General features: G+C 71.7%; 19 protein-coding genes and 1 riboswitch. Of the genes, 9 read left to right on the forward strand and 10 right to left on the reverse strand.

Annotated features, from left to right (window positions below; genetic code table 11):
• Nucleotides 1-83 precede the first annotated feature (83 nt).
• Together ddaH and rocD are read left to right on the forward strand one after the other, a co-directional pair.
• Complete coding sequence (ddaH, locus tag ACIGO6_RS28230; RefSeq protein ID WP_399881118.1) at nt 84-923, forward strand: dimethylargininase; 840 nt, start codon at nt 84-86, stop codon at nt 921-923.
• Nucleotides 920-2152, forward strand: coding sequence for an ornithine--oxo-acid transaminase (gene rocD, locus ACIGO6_RS28235; protein ID WP_399881120.1), 1233 nt, complete (start codon nt 920-922; stop codon nt 2150-2152). Before ddaH ends, rocD begins: the two co-directional genes overlap by 4 nt.
• 29 nt (nt 2153-2181) lie before the next feature.
• On the opposite strand, the gene ACIGO6_RS28240 is transcribed toward rocD, so the two are convergent.
• Entirely contained in the window at nt 2182-2637 is a 456-nt protein-coding gene (locus ACIGO6_RS28240) for an RpiB/LacA/LacB family sugar-phosphate isomerase (protein ID WP_399881122.1), read from the reverse strand.
• Between the two features lie 155 nt (nt 2638-2792).
• On the opposite strand from ACIGO6_RS28240, the gene proP reads away from it, so the two are divergent.
• The 3 genes from proP (at nt 2793) to ACIGO6_RS28255 (ending at nt 6276) form a co-directional block, all read left to right on the forward strand.
• Nucleotides 2793-4307, forward strand: a complete 1515-nt coding sequence (gene proP / locus ACIGO6_RS28245) for a glycine betaine/L-proline transporter ProP (RefSeq protein WP_399881124.1) — start codon at nt 2793-2795, stop codon at nt 4305-4307.
• Nucleotides 4308-4445: 138 nt separating this feature from the next.
• Nucleotides 4446-5168, forward strand: coding sequence for a lysophospholipid acyltransferase family protein (locus tag ACIGO6_RS28250; protein ID WP_399881126.1), 723 nt, complete (start codon nt 4446-4448; stop codon nt 5166-5168).
• A 70-nt stretch (nt 5169-5238) separates the two neighbouring features.
• Nucleotides 5239-6276, forward strand: a complete 1038-nt coding sequence (locus ACIGO6_RS28255; protein ID WP_399881128.1) for an NAD-dependent epimerase/dehydratase family protein — start codon at nt 5239-5241, stop codon at nt 6274-6276.
• A 58-nt stretch (nt 6277-6334) separates the two neighbouring features.
• On the opposite strand, the gene ACIGO6_RS28260 is transcribed toward ACIGO6_RS28255, so the two are convergent.
• The 8 genes from ACIGO6_RS28260 to ACIGO6_RS28295 form a co-directional block, all read right to left on the reverse strand.
• Nucleotides 6335-7948: an alpha/beta hydrolase gene (locus tag ACIGO6_RS28260; RefSeq protein ID WP_399881130.1), complete on the reverse strand. Its 1614-nt coding sequence runs from the start codon at nt 7946-7948 to the stop codon at nt 6335-6337.
• Nucleotides 7949-8076: 128 nt separating this feature from the next.
• Nucleotides 8077-8847 carry an urease accessory protein UreD gene (locus ACIGO6_RS28265; protein WP_399881132.1) on the reverse strand — a complete coding sequence of 257 codons (771 nt, stop codon included), beginning with the start codon at nt 8845-8847 and terminating at the stop codon, nt 8077-8079.
• Nucleotides 8835-9512 (reverse strand): urease accessory protein UreG, encoded by a 678-nt coding sequence (ureG, locus tag ACIGO6_RS28270; protein WP_399881134.1) that lies wholly within the window; start codon nt 9510-9512, stop codon nt 8835-8837. The genes ACIGO6_RS28265 and ureG overlap by 13 nt, the downstream gene beginning before the upstream one ends.
• 187 nt (nt 9513-9699) lie before the next feature.
• Nucleotides 9700-10374, reverse strand: coding sequence for an urease accessory protein UreF (locus ACIGO6_RS28275; protein ID WP_399881136.1), 675 nt, complete (start codon nt 10372-10374; stop codon nt 9700-9702).
• 8 nt (nt 10375-10382) lie between these two features.
• Complete coding sequence (locus tag ACIGO6_RS28280) at nt 10383-12104, reverse strand: urease subunit alpha (protein ID WP_399881138.1); 1722 nt, start codon at nt 12102-12104, stop codon at nt 10383-10385.
• A complete protein-coding gene (locus tag ACIGO6_RS28285; protein ID WP_399881140.1) occupies nt 12097-12408 on the reverse strand; it encodes an urease subunit beta in 312 nt (103 codons plus the stop codon). The genes ACIGO6_RS28280 and ACIGO6_RS28285 overlap by 8 nt, the downstream gene beginning before the upstream one ends.
• Nucleotides 12409-12422: 14 nt before the next feature.
• A complete protein-coding gene (locus tag ACIGO6_RS28290; protein ID WP_399881142.1) occupies nt 12423-12725 on the reverse strand; it encodes an urease subunit gamma in 303 nt (100 codons plus the stop codon).
• A gap of 223 nt (nt 12726-12948) precedes the next feature.
• Complete coding sequence (locus ACIGO6_RS28295) at nt 12949-13230, reverse strand: type II toxin-antitoxin system Phd/YefM family antitoxin (protein ID WP_399881144.1); 282 nt, start codon at nt 13228-13230, stop codon at nt 12949-12951.
• Between the two features lie 142 nt (nt 13231-13372).
• On the opposite strand from ACIGO6_RS28295, the gene ACIGO6_RS28300 reads away from it, so the two are divergent.
• The 3 genes from ACIGO6_RS28300 to ACIGO6_RS28310 all read left to right on the forward strand — a co-directional run bounded on the left by ACIGO6_RS28300 (nt 13373) and on the right by ACIGO6_RS28310 (nt 15319).
• Nucleotides 13373-14008: an ATP-dependent Clp protease proteolytic subunit gene (locus ACIGO6_RS28300; RefSeq protein ID WP_399881146.1), complete on the forward strand. Its 636-nt coding sequence runs from the start codon at nt 13373-13375 to the stop codon at nt 14006-14008.
• 7 nt (nt 14009-14015) lie between these two features.
• Nucleotides 14016-14324, forward strand: coding sequence for a hypothetical protein (locus tag ACIGO6_RS28305; RefSeq protein WP_399881148.1), 309 nt, complete (start codon nt 14016-14018; stop codon nt 14322-14324).
• 371 nt (nt 14325-14695) lie between these two features.
• A riboswitch (cyclic di-AMP (ydaO/yuaA leader) is annotated at nt 14696-14842 on the forward strand.
• Nucleotides 14843-14845: 3 nt separating this feature from the next.
• Nucleotides 14846-15319: a C40 family peptidase gene (locus ACIGO6_RS28310; protein ID WP_399881150.1), complete on the forward strand. Its 474-nt coding sequence runs from the start codon at nt 14846-14848 to the stop codon at nt 15317-15319.
• Nucleotides 15320-15384: 65 nt separating this feature from the next.
• Here ACIGO6_RS28310 and ACIGO6_RS28315 read toward each other — a convergent pair whose 3' ends face one another.
• A complete protein-coding gene (locus ACIGO6_RS28315) occupies nt 15385-15876 on the reverse strand; it encodes an ATP-binding protein (RefSeq protein ID WP_399881152.1) in 492 nt (163 codons plus the stop codon).
• Between the two features lie 215 nt (nt 15877-16091).
• Here ACIGO6_RS28315 and ACIGO6_RS28320 point away from each other — a divergent pair, with 215 nt between their 5' ends.
• On the forward strand, nt 16092-16952 hold the full coding sequence (locus tag ACIGO6_RS28320) for a helix-turn-helix domain-containing protein (RefSeq protein ID WP_399881154.1): 861 nt from the start codon (nt 16092-16094) through the stop codon (nt 16950-16952).
• Nucleotide 16953 lies beyond the last annotated feature (1 nt).

A 16953-nucleotide genomic window follows, 5' to 3' on the forward strand; every position in this document is an offset into this window, starting at 1 on the left:
CGTTGCTTGTCGGGCTCGGCCGTCGCTTCCTACCGTGGTGTCAACCCTCAGTGACACACCGTGAAAAGCGGAGGTAGCCCTCTGTGTCCCAGTCCCGTGCGCCGCGTCGGCGGCGCTTCCTGGTGTGCGAGCCCAGACACTTCTCAGTGCAGTACGCGATCAACCCGTGGATGAGCACCGGCCGGCCCGTCGACGTCATCCGCGCCCTCGACCAGTGGCAGGCACTGGTCGCCGCCTACCGGGCCCACGGCCACACCGTCGACTCCGTCGCGCCGGTCCCGGGCCTGCCCGACATGGTCTTCGCCGCGAACTGCGCGGTCGTGGTCGAGGGCCGGGTCTTCGGTTCCCTCTTCCACGCGCCGGAGCGCCGGGGCGAGTCCGTGGCCTACGAGGCGTGGTTCAAGACGGAGGGCTTCGAGGTCCAGCATCCCGAGGCGGTCTGCGAGGGCGAGGGCGACCTGGTCCCGGCCGGCCGCTGGATCCTGGCGGGCACGGGGTTCCGCACGACCCCCGAGGCGCACCGCGAGGCGCAGGAGTTCTTCGGCGTGCCGGTGATCTCGCTGACGCTGGTGGACCCGTACTTCTACCACCTGGACACGGCGCTGTTCGTGCTCGACGACGGGACCGACGGCACCGGCGGGAACATCGCCTACTACCCCGGGGCCTTCTCGCCCGGCAGCCGTGAGGTGCTGGAGCGGCTCTACCCGGACGCGGTGATCGCCACCCGCGAGGACGCCATGGCGTTCGGGCTGAACTCCGTCTGCGACGGACGCAACGTGTTCATCTCGCCCGGCGCCGGGGAACTCGCCGACCGGCTCAGCGGCCGCGGCTACGTCCCCGTCCCCGTCGACCTGTCCGAGTTCCACAAGGCCGGTGGCGGCATCAAGTGCTGCACCCAGGAGATCCGGGAGACCCGCTCATGACCGCAACCGCACCCGTACCCGCCCGCACCCGCGGCTCCGAGGAGCTCATCCGCGCGGAGGAGCCCGTCCTCGCGCACAACTACCACCCGCTGCCGGTGGTCGTGGCCCGCGCGGAGGGCGCCTGGGTCGAGGACGTGGAGGGCCGCCGCTACCTGGACATGCTGGCCGGCTACTCGGCGCTCAACTTCGGGCACCGCCACCCGGCGCTGATCGAGGCCGCCCACCGCCAGCTGGACCGGCTCACCCTCACCTCGCGCGCCTTCCACAACGACCGGCTCGCGGGCTTCGCCGAGCGGCTGGCCGCGCTGACCGGCACGGACATGGTGCTGCCCATGAACACCGGTGCCGAGGCGGTGGAGAGCGGCATCAAGGTGGCCCGCAAGTGGGCCTACGACGTCAAGGGCGTCCCGGCCGACCGGGCGACGATCGTGGTCGCCGCCGACAACTTCCACGGCCGTACGACGACGATCGTGAGCTTCTCGACGGACGAGACGGCCCGCTCGGGTTTCGGCCCCTTCACGCCCGGCTTCCGGATCGTGCCGTACAACGACCTGGCGGCCATGGAGGCGGCGGTCGACGAGACGACGGCGGCGGTGCTGATCGAGCCGATCCAGGGAGAGGCGGGCGTGCTGATCCCCGACGACGGCTATCTGGCCGGCGTGCGGGAGCTGACCCGCCGGGCCGGATGCCTCTTCATCGCGGACGAGATCCAGTCGGGTCTCGGCCGCACGGGGCACACCCTCGCCGTCGAGCACGAGTCGGTCGTCCCGGACGTGGTGCTGCTCGGCAAGGCGCTGGGCGGCGGCATCGTGCCGGTGTCGGCGGTGGTCGGCAGCCGGGAGGTGCTCGGGGTGCTGCACCCGGGCGAGCACGGTTCGACGTTCGGCGGCAATCCGCTGGCCGCCGCGGTCGGCACGGCGGTGGTGGAGCTGCTGGAGACGGGCGCGTACCAGCGCCGGGCGGCGGAGCTGGGCGCGGTGCTGCGCAAGGGTCTGACCGCCCTGGTCGGCAAGGGCGTCGTCGGCTTCCGCGCGCGGGGGCTGTGGGCGGGCGTCGACGTCGATCCGGCGCTGGGCACCGGCCGCGAGGTCAGCGAGCGTCTGATGCGCGAGGGCATCCTCGTCAAGGACACGCACGGCTCCACGATCCGGCTGGCACCGCCGCTGACGGTCACGGGGGCGGAGCTGGAGGGCGCGCTCGGGACGCTGGAGAAGGTCCTGTCCGCCTGAGGGCGCGCGTGCTCGAGGCCTACCGGGCCTCAGGGAGCGGCTCGGCCCCGGTCGAGCCGCTCCACGTACGTCACATTGCCCCGGTCCTCGGCGTCCTCGCTGGGCCCGCCCGCGAACCAGGCGTCGAGGATCTCCCGCAGCAGCGGCTCCGACGTCAGCCGCAGGCCGAGGGCGAGCACATTGGCGTCGTTCCAGCGGCGGGCCCCGTCCGCGGTGTACGCGTCGGTGCACAGGGCCGCCCGTACGCCCGGCACCTTGTTCGCGGCGATCGACGCGCCCGTGCCGGTCCAGCAGCACACCACCGCCTGGTCGGCCGTGCCGTCGGCGACCTCGCGGGCGGCCCGCTCCGAGCACACCGCCCACTGCGGGTCCGCGCCCGGGCTCAGGGCGCCGTGCACCCGTACCTCGTGCCCCCGGGTGCGCAGCTCCTCGACGAGGAGGCGGGCCACGGGTTCGTCCATGTCGGAGGAGACGGCGATCCGCATGTGCGAAGCGTACTCACCCCGCCCGTTCGCCCCGCCACTCACCTCATCGGCGCAACCGCATGACCGACGTCACGGCCATACCCAGCATGATCGGGGGAACGGTACGACCCGAGAATCGTACGACCGAGCAGCACTCCCCCCCGGAGCGTCTGCGCGTGGAAAGGGAGGCCGCCACGTCCCCCACCGAGAACGGCCAGGAACCCGACACTGCGGCGATCCGCCGCCACCCGGCTCTGTTCCGGGCCATCAGACGTCGGCAGAACCCCCGGCTCCGCCGGTCGGACATCACCGTCACGGACGAGGCCGCGGTCAAGCGTGCCGTGAAGGCGGCCTCGCTCGGCAACGCCATGGAGTGGTTCGACTTCGGCATCTACGCCTATCTGGCGGGCACCATCGGCCGGGTGTTCTTCCCCTCCGGGAGCGACACCGCGCAGTTGCTCTCCTCGTTCGCCACGTTCGCCGTGGCGTTCCTGGTGCGCCCGCTCGGCGGCATGGTCTTCGGCCCGATGGGTGACAAGATCGGCCGCAAGAAGGTGCTGGCGCTGACGATGATCCTCATGGCGATCGGCACCGCCGCCATCGGGCTCATCCCCAGCTACGACTCGATCGGCTTCTGGGCCCCCGTCCTGCTGATCCTGTTCCGCCTGCTCCAGGGCTTCTCGACCGGCGGCGAGTACGGAGGTGCCTCCACCTTCATCGCCGAGTACGCGCCGGACAAGCGGCGCGGCTTCTTCGGCAGCTTCCTGGAGCTGGGGACGCTGGCCGGTTACACGGGCGCCGCCGGTCTCGTCACCGCCCTCACCGCGGTGCTCGGCAGCGACACCATGGACGCGTGGGGCTGGCGCATCCCCTTCCTGCTCGCGGCGCCGCTCGGCATCATCGGCATCTACCTGCGGATGAAGCTGGACGACACGCCCGCGTTCCTGAAGCTGGAGGACTCCAACGTCCACATCGCCGACGCGGCGACCGCGGTGGAGACCACCGCCCGGGGCGACCTGGCCAAGATCTTCCGTACGCACTGGCGGTCGCTGGTGCTGTGCATCGCGCTGGTCGGCGCGTACAACATCACGGACTACATGCTGCTGTCGTACATGCCCACGTATCTGTCGGACGAGCTCCACTACAGCGAGAGCCACGGGCTGCTGATCCTGGTGGCCACGATGGTGCTGCTGATGCTGATCATCAACCAGGTCGGCCGGCTCTCCGACCACTTCGGGCGCAAGCCCCTCCTGATGACCGGCATGATCGGCTTCTTCGTCCTGTCCGCCCCCGCCTTCGTGCTGGTGCAGAACGGCAGCCTGCTCGCCGTCTCGGCCGGCATGCTGATGCTCGGCCTGTCCCTGGTCTGTCTGCTCGGCACGATGTCGGCGGCGCTCCCGGCGATGTTCCCCACCAACGTCCGGTACGGGTCCCTCTCGGTCGGCTACAACCTGTCGACGTCCCTGTTCGGCGGCACCACGCCGCTGGTCATCACCGCCCTGATCAGCGTGACCGGCTCCGACATGATGCCCGCCTACTACTCGATGATCGCGGCCCTGGTCGGTGTCGTGGCCGTGGCCTGCATGAAGGAGACGGCCCAGCAGCCGCTCGCGGGTTCCCCGCCCTCGGTGCAGACCGAGGAGGAGGCGGCGGAGATGGTGGAGGCCCAGGCCCCGACGCCGAAGTTCTGACGGCGACGCGGCCTCGGGGCCGGGCCCGGCCGGTTCCGGACGGGCCCGGCCCGCACCTACACTGGCACCCCGGCTGACGCCGGTTGACCAGTGAGAACACGGCGAACGAGCCGTCCCGCCGGGGTGAGGAGCGACGCCTTGTTCTACTACGTCCTCAAGTACGTGCTGCTGGGCCCGCTGCTCAGGCTGGCGTTCCGCCCGCGGATCGAGGGCCTCGACCACGTGCCGGCGTCGGGTGCGGCCATCGTCGCGGGCAACCACCTCTCCTTCTCGGACCACTTCCTGATGCCCGCGGTGCTCCGACGCCGCATCACCTTCCTCGCCAAGGCCGAGTACTTCACCGGCCCGGGCCTCAAGGGCAGGCTGACCGCGTTCTTCTTCCGCAGTGCCGGCCAGATCCCGGTCGACCGCTCCGGCAAGGAGGCGGGGCAGGCCGCGATCCGCGAGGGACTGGGGGTGCTGGGCAAGGACGAGTTGCTCGGCATCTATCCGGAGGGCACGCGCTCGCACGACGGCCGGCTCTACAAGGGCAAGGTCGGGGTGGCGGTGATGGCGCTCAGGGCCGGGGTGCCGGTCGTGCCCTGCGCGATGATCGGCACCTTCGAGGCCCAGCCGCCGGGCCGGAAGATCCCGAAGCTGCACCCCGTGGTGATCCGCTTCGGCGAGCCCCTGGACTTCTCCCGCTACGCCGGCATGGAGGGCGAGAAGGCGGTGCTGCGCGCCGTCACCGACGAGATCATGTACGCGATCCTCACGCTGTCCGGGCAGGAGTACGTGGACCGGTACGCGGCCGACGTGAAGGCCGAGGAGGCTCAGAGGGCGGCGAAGGGGCGCAAGTTCCCCCGACTGCCGCACCGGTAGACCCTGTCCCGCCATCTGCCCTCGGCAGAAGGGTGTGTCGTGCGGGCGCCGCGGCGCCTACGGTCGCCGTATGACGCGTGCTGTGGTGGTCGGAGCGACGGGACAGATCGGACGGGTGGCCGTGGGGGCGCTGGCCCGGGACGGCTGGGAGGTGACGGCCGTCTCGCGGGGCGGCGAACGGGACGGGGGCTGGCCCGGGGACGTGCGCGTGGTGCGGGCCGACCGGGAGGACGACGCGGCCCTGTCGGCGGCCGTGGGCGACGGCTGTGACGTCCTGGTGGACATGGTGGCCTATGGCGCCGGGCACGCACGGCAGTTGGTCTCGCTCGCCGGACGGGTCGGCTCGGCGGTGGTGGTCTCCAGTGTGTCGGTGTACGAGGACGACAAGGGCCGCAACTTCGACACGCAGGCCGAACCCGGTGGCTTCCCCGAGTACCCGGTGCCGCTCACCGAGGAGCAGCGCACGGTCCAGCCGGGCGACACCTCGTACTCCACCCGCAAGGTGGCGCTGGAGCGCGAACTGCTCGCCGCGGGCGACCGGCTGCCCGTCACGCTGCTGCGCGCGGGCGCGGTCCACGGACCGCACTGCCGGACCCCGCGCGAGCTGTACTTCGTCAAGCGCAACCTCGACAGCAGGCGCCGGCGCGCCCTCGCGTACGGCGGGGCGAGCCGTTTCCATCCGGCGAGTGTGCACACCATCGCCGAGCTGATCCGGCTGGCCGCCCCGCGGCCGGGCACGCGGGTCCTGAACGCCGTCGATCCCGACGCGCCGACGGTGGCGGAGATCGCGAAGGCGATCGACGCGGTGATGGGGGTGGAGGTCGAGGACGTCCTGGTGGACGGTCCGCCGCCCGCGCCCACCGTCGGCGACACCCCGTGGTCGGTTCCCGCGCCCGTGGTGTGCGACATGACCGCCGCCGAACGGCAGTTGGGCTACCGCCCGGTGGTGCGGTACGCCGAGACCCTGCCGGACACGGTCGCCTGGATCGAGGAGCGGCTGGCCGGGCGGGACTGGCGGGAGGCCTTCCCGAAGATGTTCCGGGCGTACGGCGACCTCTTCGACTACGCGGCGGAGGACGCGTGGCAGGCGGGGGCCGGGAAGGCCTGAGGACAAGGAAGGGGGCGGCAGGTCGACCCGGCCGCCCCCTCCCGTTCTCCCTGGGCTGCTACGGCTTGGGGGTGGCGTGCGGGGCGCAGGTCACGTCCCTGGCGTCCACCTTGCCGGTGAGGAGATAGGTGTCCACCCGGTCGTTGATGCACGGGTTGACCAGACCGGTGACCCCGTGCGAACCGGCGTCCCGCTCGGTGATCAGACGCGATCCCTTGAACCGCTGGTGCAGTTCGACGGCGCCGCCGTAGGGGGTGGCCGCGTCCCGCTCGGACTGGACGATCAGCACCGGCGGGAGCCCCTTGCCGGACTTCACGTCCACCGGGGTCTGCTGCTTGACCGGCCAGGTGGCGCACGGCAGGTTCATCCAGGCGTTGGCCCAGGTCATGAACGGGTGGTCGCGGTGCAGCCGGGTGTTGTCCCGGTCCCAGGTGCGCCAGTTCGTGGGCCACTTGGCGTCGGCGCACTCGACGGCGGTGTAGACGGCGTTGCCGTTCTCCGAGGAGGCGTTGCCCGCGGTGTCGGACAGGTCGGGGGCGGCGGCGTCGACGAGCGCCCGGGTGTCACCGGCGACGTACTTGCTGAAGGTCGTGGCGACCGGCACCCACGCGGAGTCGTAGTACGGGGCGCTCTGGAAGAAGGAGATCAGCTCGGCCGGGCCGACGACCCCGCCGAGGGGCTCCTTCGCCGCAGTGGCGCGCAGCTTGAGCCACTGGTCCTGGACCTCGGCGCGGGTGTCGCCGAGGTGGAAGGTGGCGTCGTTCTTCGCGACCCAGTCCTGCCAGTCCTTCCAGCGCTTCTCGAAGGCGACGTCCTGGTCCAGGTTGGCCTGGTACCAGATCTTGTCGCGGGACGGGTTGACGACGCTGTCGACGACCATCCGGCGCACGTGGTCCGGGAAGAGGGTGCCGTAGACGGCGCCGAGGTAGGTGCCGTAGGAGACGCCGAGGTAGTTGAGCTTCTTCTCGCCGAGCGCGGCGCGGACGACGTCGAGGTCGCGCGCGGTGTTCGGCGTGGTCATGTGCGGCAGCATCTCGCCGCTGCGCTCGTAGCAGCCCTCGGCGTACTCGCGGGCGAGCTTGCGCTGGGCGAGCTTGTCGGCCTCGGAGCCGGGCACGGGGTCCATCTTGGGCGCCTTGACGAACTCCTGCGGGTCGACGCAGGAGATGGGCGCGGACTTGCCGACGCCGCGCGGGTCGAAGCCCACGAAGTCGTACGCCTTGGCCGCGCTCGCCCACACCGCGCTCTTGCTCGTGACGCGGGCGGGGAAGCGCAGGCCGGAGCCGCCCGGGCCGCCGGGGTTGTAGATGAGGGCGCCCTGGCGCTCGGACTTGGTGCCGGTGTTGCCGATGCGGTCGACGGCGATCTTGATCTGCTTGCCGTACGGCTTGGCGTAGTCGAGCGGCACGGTGACGTAGCCGCACTGGATGGGCTTCGGCAGATTCCAGTCGGCGGGGCAGTCCTGCCAGTCGACGCCGGCCTTCGCGGCGCGGGCCGCAGCGACGGCGGCCCCGCGGGCCTCGCGGTCCCCGCCGTGCCCGGACCCGTGGCCGGTGGCCGGAGTGGCGCTCGCTGCGGGCGCCGCGACGGCGCCGGCCATCAGCGTGGCGGTGACCAGCGCTCCGGCCGAGCCGAACGCCGCCGTCCTGCGCCCCAGTCTGCTCTTCCTCAAGTGGCCCTCCCCGTACAAGGTTGCGACAAGTACGGGGATCCTCGCGGCTGTGCGTCACCTGAGAACAGAGGCAGTGCTACTTCTTTGCCAATCCGATAAACGGATAAACACGTTCGGTCCCCGGAACCTCAGTCCAGCGAGGCCAGCGCCTCGTCCAGCAGCCGCCGCAGTCGCAGCGCGTCCGGCGCCACGGCCGTCAGCAGCACGGCGGGCCCGGCGAGCGGCATCACCGCCGCGCCCTGCGCGACCGGGCGGGGCGCCGGCGGGGCGGCCGCGAACTCCGGGCGTACGACGACGAGCTGACCGACGGCACGGTGTCCCGCGAGGCCGGCGGGGCCGTCCCAGCCGCCCGGGGCGCCCGGGCCGCAGGCCAGCTCCTGGTCGAGCACGCACCGGCCGGCGATCCGTACGGCAAGACGGCTGGTGAGGCGCCCCGGTTCCTCGCCGGTCCGCCCGAGCACCTGCTCCTCGCGCAGCAGCAGCCGGCCCGTGGCGGCGACGTCGACGCGCGTGGTGACGTACAGGTCGCTGCTGCGCGCGGAGATCAACTGCTCGGGCAGCCACCGCAGTTCGGCATCCTCGCCGACGGTGAGCCGGACGTCGTAGCGGGCCCCGGCCTTGTCCTGCCCCGGCAGCGCGAGGGTGGCTGCGGCCGAGCCGACCCGCAGCCGGGCGCCCTGCGCCGCCTCCGCCTCGACCGTGAAGTGGTCGCCGCCGAGCGGCCCGCTCATCGCGCCGATCAGCATCACCCGGGCCTCGGCACCGCTCCCCCGGGTCCGCCGCACCGCGAGCGGACCCTCACCCTCCAGCACGGGCAGCGCGGTGCCGCCCCGTCCGTCGCCGCGGGCGAGGACACGGGCCCGCGCCCGCACGCCGCCCGCAGTGGTCACGCGGTCCACGCGGCGATCCGCGTCCGCACCCAGTCGGCGACGTCCCGGACACCGTCCTCGCTGCGCAGCGACTGGAGGACGACGGGCAGTTCACCGCGCTGCGCCTTGGCGTCGGCGGCCATCCGCGCCAGGTCGGATCCGACGTACGGGGCGAGGTCGGTCTTGTTGACGATCAGCAGGTCGGCGGTGGTGACGCCGGGCCCGCCCTTGCGCGGGATGTCGTCGCCGCCCGCCACGTCGATCACGAAGATCTGGGCGTCGACGAGCCCCTTGGAGAAGGTGGCGGTGAGGTTGTCCCCGCCGGACTCCACCAGGACCAGGTCGAGCGGCCCGACCTCGTCCTCCAGGTCCTCGACGGCCTCCAGGTTGGCGGAGATGTCGTCCCGGATCGCGGTGTGCGGACAGGCGCCGGTCTCCACGGCACTGATCCGCTCCGGCGGCAGCACCGCCTCCCGGAGCAGGAACTCGGCGTCCTCACGGGTGTAGATGTCGTTGGTCACGACGGCGAGGGACAACTCCTCCCGCAGCGCCCGGCAGAGCGCGGCAACGGTCGCGGTCTTCCCGGACCCGACGGGCCCACCGAGCCCGATCCGCAGGGCCCGCCTGCTGCCGTCGGGCCGCCGGGCATCGGCACTGACGGCCGAGGGTCCATGGTGAGAGTGGTCGAGGTGCATGACTGACTCCTGAAAGCTGGGCCGGCATTCCCAGCCCGTCCTGGGGGTCCCCCCTCTGGGGGAGTTTGAGGACGAGGCCGTTCAGGCCGAAAAAGAGGGGGGCCCGGGGGCAAAGCCCCCCGGCGGGGTCGAAGGGGCAGAGCCCCTGGGGTCGGGAACGGGAAGGGGCGGCGGGGGCGAGAAACCCCTACGAGGCGAACAACCGCACAGCCCAAGCGGCATGCGCCTCCGCCCCGATCTCCAACAACGGCGCGGACCGCGCAGGCAGCACATCCACCCCACCGGTCACGGCCTCCCGCCCGGCGTCCACGGCGTCCTGGGCCACCCGGTCCACCTCGGCCGCGAGCCGCGCGAGCACCCCCGTCGCATCGAACGGATCGAGTGCGAGCAACCGCACGACGGCCGTCGCCGGCCCGCTCACCCCCTCGTAGGCGGAGCAGTACGCCGCGTCCAGCGGCCCGAGCCCGGCCGCGCGGGCGGCGAGCCCGAGCACGACCGGCTGGTGGGCACCCTTGGGGAACCGCGCGGCCAGCGCGTCGAGTTCGGGATGCGGCCAGGTGGCCCGGGCGGCCCGCATCAGCTGCCGCCCGAGCCTGCGCGCCGCCACCCGCAGGGCGGGCGAGGGCGTACGGGCGTCCGCGGCCGGGTCGAGCTCCCCGGGGTCGACGCCGAGGGCCGCGGCTGCCGCGAGGGAGGCCGCGACGACCCCGCTCGTGTGCAGCCGTCCCCGGCAGAACTCCTCCAGGCTCGCGGCGTCGGTGATGCGTCCCGCCCGGACGGCGGCCTCCGCCCCGCCGGAGTGGGCGTGCCCTCCGGCGGGGAAGCGGCCGTCCGCGAGGACGAGCAGTGCTGCGCGGCTCATGTCGGCGCTCAGAACAGGAAGTACCGCTGGGCGAGCGGCAGTTCGGCGACGGGTGCGGGTTCGACGAGCTCGCCGTCGATGGTCACGGCGAAGGAGTCAGCAGCGACCTCGACGCGCGGCAGGGCGTCGTTCTGCCGCATGTCGGCCTTGGTCCGGCCACGGGTCGACCGGATGGGCACCAATTCCCGGCCGAGTCCGAGCCGTTCCGGCAACCCGTCCTCGATGGCCGCCTCGGCCACGAAGCCGACCGAGTTGCCGGCGGGCGCCGTGCCGAGCGCGCCGAACATCGGGCGCGGCAGGACCGGCTGCGGGGTGGGGATGGAGGCGTTGGCGTCGCCCATCTGCGCGTATGCGATCTGTCCGCCCTTGAGGACGACCTGGGGCTTCACGCCGAAGAACCGAGGGTCCCAGAGCACCAGGTCGGCGAGCTTGCCGGTCTCGACGGAGCCGACCTCGTGCTCGATGCCCTGGGCGACGGCGGGGTTGATGGTGTACTTGGCGACATAGCGACGGGCGCGCAGGTTGTCGGCCCGGGTGTCGCCGGGCAGGAAGCCGCGGCGCCGCTTCATCACGTGCGCGGTCTGCCAGGTGCGCATGATCACCTCGCCGATGCGGCCCATGGCCTGGGCGTCCGACGCCATGATGGAGATCGCCCCCATGTCGTGCAGGATGTCCTCGGCCGCGATGGTGCTGGGCCGGATGCGGGACTCGGCGAAGGCCAGGTCCTCGGGGACGGCGGGGTTGAGGTGGTGGCAGACCATCAGCATGTCGAGGTGTTCCTCGACGGTGTTGACGGTGTGCGGCCGGGTCGGGTTGGTGGACGCCGGCAGCATGTTGGGCAGCGAGACCGCCGTGATCATGTCGGGCGCGTGACCGCCGCCGGCGCCCTCGACGTGGAAGGCGTGCAGGGTGCGGCCGGCCACGGCGTCGAAGGTGTCGCCGACGAAGCCGGCCTCGTTCAGCGTGTCGGTGTGGACGGCGAGCTGGACGCCTGACTCCTCGCACACGTCCAGGCAGGCGGAGATCACCGCCGGGGTCGCTCCCCAGTCCTCGTGGATCTTGAAGCCGAGGATGCCGGCCCGCAGCTGGTCGCGCATGGACTCCTTGGACATGGTGCTGCCCTTGCCCAGGAACCCGATGTTGACGGGGCTCGACTCCAGCGCCGCGAACATCCGCGCGAGGTGCCAGGAGCCCGGGGTGACGGTGGTCGCCTTGCTGCCCTCGGCGGGGCCCGTGCCGCCGCCGATGAGGGTGGTGATGCCGGACGCCAGCGCTTCGTCGACGGCGCCCGGTGCGATGAAGTGCACGTGGGTGTCGATGCCGCCCGCGGTGACGATCCTGCCGTTGCCGGCGATGACCTCGGTCTCGGGGCCGATGACGAGGTCGGGGTGGACGCCGTCCATGGTGTCCGGGTTGCCGGACTTGCCGATGCCGGTGATGCGCCCGTCGCGGATGCCGATGTCGGCCTTGACGACACCCCAGTGGTCGATGATCACGGCGCCGGTGACGACGGTGTCGGGCGCGCCCTCGGCGCGGGTGGCGCGGGACTGGCCCATGGACTCGCGCAGCACCTTGCCGCCGCCGAAGACGGCCTCGTCGCCGGAGCGGCCGGGGCCGCCGCAGCGGTCCTCCTCGATCTCGACGAGCAGGTCGGTGTCGGCGAGGCGGATGCGGTCACCGGTGGTCGGGCCGAACAGGTCGGCGTAGGCGGCGCGGGACAGTTCAGGCATCGAGGGCACCTCCGGTCGCACCGCGCAGACCCACGACGACACGGGCACCCGCGAGGGGGACGAGCTCCACGTCGACCGGGATGCCGGGCTCGAAGCGGACGGCGGTGCCTGCGGCGATGTTCAGCCGCCTGCCGCGAGCCGCGGCGCGGTCGAAGTCGAGCCCCGGGTTGGCCTCGGCGAAGTGGTAGTGGGAGCCGACCTGGACGGGCCGGTCGGCGGTGTTGAGCACGGTCAGGCGGACGCTCGGGCGTCCTTCGTTGAAGGCGACCGGCTCGGCGGCGAAGAGGATCTCTCCGGGAATCATGGCTGCCGTCCCCGTCAGATGATCGGATCGTGGACGGTGACCAGCTTGGTGCCGTCGGGGAAGGTGGCCTCGACCTGCACGTCGTGGATCATCTCGGGGATGCCCTCCATGACCTCGTCGCGCTGGAGCAGCTTGCGACCGGAGGCCATGAGTTCACTGACCGTACGACCGTCGCGGGCGCCTTCGAGGATGTGCGCGGTGATCAGCGCGACGGCCTCGGGATGGTTGAGCTTCACACCCCGTGCGCGGCGCTTCTCCGCCACGTCCGCGGCCACATGAATGAGCAGTCTCTCCTGCTCGTGCGGGGTCAGCTGCACTTACCACCTCACAGGACATCACGCCGGGACCGGGCGGTCCGGCTGCCGCGGCCACCGCGACGGCTATAGATGTAACACACATGAATGCGCCGGAAATGCACGCGCCGGTGCTCGAAAACCGCAGGTGGACGGGTGGAGAGTAGGGCCGAAGTGTTTCGGGCACGTCACCTGGATTTGACCGACTGATTACCGATCCGTGGGGCGCCGCGGCCGACGACCGGACTTACGACGGGTCCGGCCCCCGGTGCTCGGCCGCGATGCCGAAGCGGCGGTGCTCGCGGGGCGCGGAGGCGGCGGTGTCGCGCACACGCGAGACCGCGGTGGCCACCTGGTCCCCCGACGGCTCCTGGAGGTCCTCCAGGCGCTCGAGGTCGGCTGCGGAGACGAGGGCGACGAGAGGCTTGCCGTGCCGCGTCACGACGACGCGTTCACCGCCGTACACCACCCGGTTGATCAGGTCGGCGAGCTCAGCCCTGGCTTGCGTCACCGGAATCTCGTAGGCCATGACCTCAAGCTTACGGTTCGCGGGCGACCCCTTCCGCTGCCGGCGAACGCTCGACACCCGGCCCGACTCATCGTACGTCCTGTACATTTTGTACGGAGGGAGCGTGCACTCCACGACGGTTCCGCCACGAGGAGGGTTCACCATGATCCGACCGTCCGCCCGTCATGTCCTGCCCGAGTTCACCGAGCGCACGAGTGCCGGGTCCCGGACGACGGACCCGTACGCGAAGCTGCTGGAGGAGCGGATCGTCTTCCTCGGGACACCGGTCGACGAGACCTCCGCGAACGACGTGATGGCGCAGTTCATCCACCTGGAGCACCAGGCGCCGGACCGCGACATCGCGCTCTACATCAACTCGCCGGGCGGCTCCTTCACCGCCATGACGGCGATCTACGACACGATGCGCCACGTCGCCTGCGACGTGGAGACGACCTGCCTGGGACAGGCCGGTTCGCCCGCCGCGGTCCTGCTGGCCGCGGGCACCCCCGGCAAGCGAGCCGTACTGCCGGGCGCACGGGTGACGCTCCATCAGCCGGTGCTCACCGAACCGGTGCAGGGACAGGCGAGCGATCTGACCGTTCGGGCCGACGAGTTGACCCGCGTCCGCGCCCGCCTGGAGGAGATCCTCGTACGGCACACGGGGCGCACCCCCGAGCAGGTGAGGGCCGACGTCGAGCGGGACACGATCCTGGACGCGCAACAGGCGCTCGAGTACGGCCTGGTGGACCGGATCGTGCCCGGCCGGAGGGCCTCCCTCCCGCCCTCCGGGGCGAGGTGAGCCGCCGATGCTGCCACCGGAACTCCCACCGCTGCCCGCCCTCACCCGTGCGGAGGCCGACCTGATCGACTGCTACCTGGACGTCGTGGACCTGCTCGGGCGCATCAACCCCGCGCTGGACGGCGACACCTACCGCGGGCTGCGCGCCGCCCAGACACTGGTCGGCAAAGCTACCGCGCTGCGCGACGCACTGACGGTGATGCACCGGCGCGGCGAGACGGAGCTGCACGCCGCCACCCTGGCCCGCGCCCTGCGGGTGCTGGACGGTGAGCGACGGACGGCGCGGGTCGGTCTTCCGCCGTGTTCCGGCAGTTGAGGCGCCGGGGATCCGAAACGCACCAAACGGCGTACCCCCTTTCGGCGTAGGAACACCTCCGATTTCCGACCGGCCGAACTTGCGCAAGGCGCCTGCCCAAACGGCGGAACGAGCTGTTCCGCCGCTGGTCCGGGGGTCGTCGACGCGCTCGACGGAGGCTCGAACGCAGGGGCGTCCACCCGAACGGATGAGTGGTGAGTAACAACACAAAGGGCACGTTCCGTTGGGCTTTTCCCACCGGGCGAGACAAGATCCGTGACTGACGACAAGCCCCCGCCGCAGCGGCGGGGCGGTCCGGGCGGACGCCGAGTCCTGCCGCCGCCCGGACGACCGGTCGACAGGAGTGGATCGGCAGGAGTGGAGGACCCGAGCACTACGGGTCGCCGGAACGGTTCGCCTCCCGCGAGGAGGACGCCGGACCGAGCAGCCCTTGGGGTGAAGCCGCACTCGTGCGGCCGGGCAACTTCGCCAGCCCGAATCCGACAGGTCATCCTTCACAGGCGGCTGACGAAGGGTTGCGCATGTCTGCGCTCAATCGTGTCCCGTCCCTGATGGCCCGTGCCGGTACGGCCTCCGCCCTCACCCTCGCCGCCGTGGGCGGCTCCGTAGTGGTCCCCGGCGCCGCATCCGAAGCGGCGGCGGCCGCCTCCGCGACCAAGGCTCTCAAGATCGCGGCCTCCAAGAGGGGCGCTCCGTACCAGTGGGGCGCCACCGGTCCGTACAGGTTCGACTGCTCGGGGCTGACGCTCTACTCGTTCAAGAAGGCCGGCAAGAAGCTGCCGCGCACCGCGGCCCAGCAGTACAACAACACCCGGCACATCTCCGCCAAGAGCCGCAGGGCCGGGGACCTGGTGTTCTTCCACTCGGGCCGCAGCGTCTACCACGTCGGCATCTACGCCGGGAAGGGCAGGATCTGGCACGCCCCGAAGACCGGGGACGTGGTGCGCCTGCAGAAGATCTGGACCGGCAACGTCTGGTACGGCCGGGTCAGGTAGCAGGCCAGGGCGGGTGACGGCGCCCCGACCGCGCCGTCACCGGCCCGGGTGCCGTTGCGTGCGCCTCACCGCGGGGGCTCCTGGCCTGCCACGACCGGCCCCACGGCGGTGACCGGCTCGGGCGTCGCCGGCGCGACCGGGGGCGTCCAGGGCAGTTCGATGGAGACGGTCTTGCCGCCCTCGCGCGTGGGCCTGACCCTCAGCCTGCCGCCGCACTCCGCCGTCAGCCAGCGGATGATCACCATGCCCCGGCCGTTGTCCTGCTGCACGGCGGCGGGCAGGCGCTTGGGGAAGCGGGGATGGCTGTCGGTGACCCCGATGCGCAGCCGTTCGTCGCGGTCGAGCGCGAGGTCCACCGTGAAGGTGGGGGACTGTCCGAACGTGTGCTGGACCGCGTTGGTCGCCAGTTCGGAGACGATGAGCCGGACGGTGTCGGACACGTCGGCGTCCGCCGGCAGGCCCCACTCCGCCAGGGTGCCGACCACATAGGTACGCGCGGCGGCCACCGAGGCGGGATCGCTCGGCAGAGTGACGGATGCTTCCAGATGGTCTGCCATGGCGACGTCGTCCCTTTCCCACGGGACCGCGGTCCGACACGGAGCGGATGGTTCGAGTACGGTCCCGGACTGGTGCTTCGCCGCCAGACTGCCACCACCGGAGCCGTGAAGGGCGGCGATCCACCAAGATATGCATATATCTGTCGCTCGAAGCGGTGAACTCTGCGACGGCAGAGCGTATTTGGGTGGCTCATAGGGAGTAAGGGAGTGGGCGCATGCAGCACGGTCCCGTGGTGCGCCGCCGGAAGCTGGGCGCCGAACTGCGCGCCCTGCGCACGGCGGCGGGGATCACCAGCGGCGAGGCGGCCCGGCTGGTGGGCTGGCACCAGTCGAAGGTCAGCCGCATCGAGACCGGGACGAGCGGGGCGAAACCGGCCGACGTGCGGTTACTGCTGGATGCCTACGGTGTGGACGACGTCCAACTGCGCGAGCTGCTGGAGACGCTCGCGGGCTCCGACGACGCGGGCGGCCGCAACCACTGGTGGCACGCCTACCGGGGGGTGCTGCCGCCGACCTACCGGGACTTCATCAGCCTGGAGTCCCAGGCGAGCGCGATGCGCACGCTGGAGACCACGGTGGTCCCCGGGCTGCTCCAGACGCCCGAGTACGCCCGCGCGGTGACGCGTGCCGCGGTGGACGGGCTGCCCGAGGAGCGGCTGGACACGCTGGTGGAGGTGCGGCTGGCCCGGCAGGACGTGCTGCGGACGCAGCCCCCGCTGGAGCTGAGCGCGGTCCTGGACGAGGCGGTGCTGCGCCGGGAGGTGGGGGGACCGGGGGTCATGGCCCGTCAGCTGGCCCGGCTGGTGGAGGCGGCACGGCTGCCCCATGTCCGGCTCCGGGTACTGCCGTTCGCCGCCGGGGCGCACATCGGTGTCACCGGCCCTTTCGTAATCTTCTCCTTTTCGAGCACTTCTGATCTCGACGTGGTTGTTCTCGACCACTTGACGAGTAGCCTGCATCTCGAACGGAAAGAAGACCTAGAGGCCTACACCGAGGCCTTCAACGCCCTTGTGAACCATGCCCTTTCGCCCGAGGACTCGTTGGACTTCATCGCCGCGACAGCGGCAGGCGCGTAAG

It is taken from the genome of Streptomyces sp. NPDC053750 (genome assembly GCF_044544295.1).
Classification (GTDB): Bacteria; Actinomycetota; Actinomycetes; order Streptomycetales; family Streptomycetaceae; genus Streptomyces.

Excerpts from the sequence above, each read along its gene's own strand:
- rocD (WP_399881120.1), top strand. The coding sequence starts at position 920 with ATGACCGCAACCGCACCCGTACCCGCCCGCACCCGCGGCTCCGAGGAG.
- ACIGO6_RS28240 (WP_399881122.1), bottom strand. The coding sequence starts at position 2,637 with ATGCGGATCGCCGTCTCCTCCGACATGGACGAACCCGTGGCCCGCCTC.
- ACIGO6_RS28255 (WP_399881128.1), top strand. The coding sequence starts at position 5,239 with ATGACGCGTGCTGTGGTGGTCGGAGCGACGGGACAGATCGGACGGGTG.
- ureG (WP_399881134.1), bottom strand. The coding sequence starts at position 9,512 with ATGCACCTCGACCACTCTCACCATGGACCCTCGGCCGTCAGTGCCGAT.
- ACIGO6_RS28275 (WP_399881136.1), bottom strand. The coding sequence starts at position 10,374 with ATGAGCCGCGCAGCACTGCTCGTCCTCGCGGACGGCCGCTTCCCCGCC.
- ACIGO6_RS28280 (WP_399881138.1), bottom strand. The coding sequence starts at position 12,104 with ATGCCTGAACTGTCCCGCGCCGCCTACGCCGACCTGTTCGGCCCGACC.
- ACIGO6_RS28285 (WP_399881140.1), bottom strand. The coding sequence starts at position 12,408 with ATGATTCCCGGAGAGATCCTCTTCGCCGCCGAGCCGGTCGCCTTCAAC.
- ACIGO6_RS28295 (WP_399881144.1), bottom strand. The coding sequence starts at position 13,230 with ATGGCCTACGAGATTCCGGTGACGCAAGCCAGGGCTGAGCTCGCCGAC.
- ACIGO6_RS28300 (WP_399881146.1), top strand. The coding sequence starts at position 13,373 with ATGATCCGACCGTCCGCCCGTCATGTCCTGCCCGAGTTCACCGAGCGC.
- ACIGO6_RS28305 (WP_399881148.1), top strand. The coding sequence starts at position 14,016 with ATGCTGCCACCGGAACTCCCACCGCTGCCCGCCCTCACCCGTGCGGAG.
- ACIGO6_RS28310 (WP_399881150.1), top strand. The coding sequence starts at position 14,846 with ATGTCTGCGCTCAATCGTGTCCCGTCCCTGATGGCCCGTGCCGGTACG.
- ACIGO6_RS28315 (WP_399881152.1), bottom strand. The coding sequence starts at position 15,876 with ATGGCAGACCATCTGGAAGCATCCGTCACTCTGCCGAGCGATCCCGCC.
- ACIGO6_RS28320 (WP_399881154.1), top strand. The coding sequence starts at position 16,092 with ATGCAGCACGGTCCCGTGGTGCGCCGCCGGAAGCTGGGCGCCGAACTG.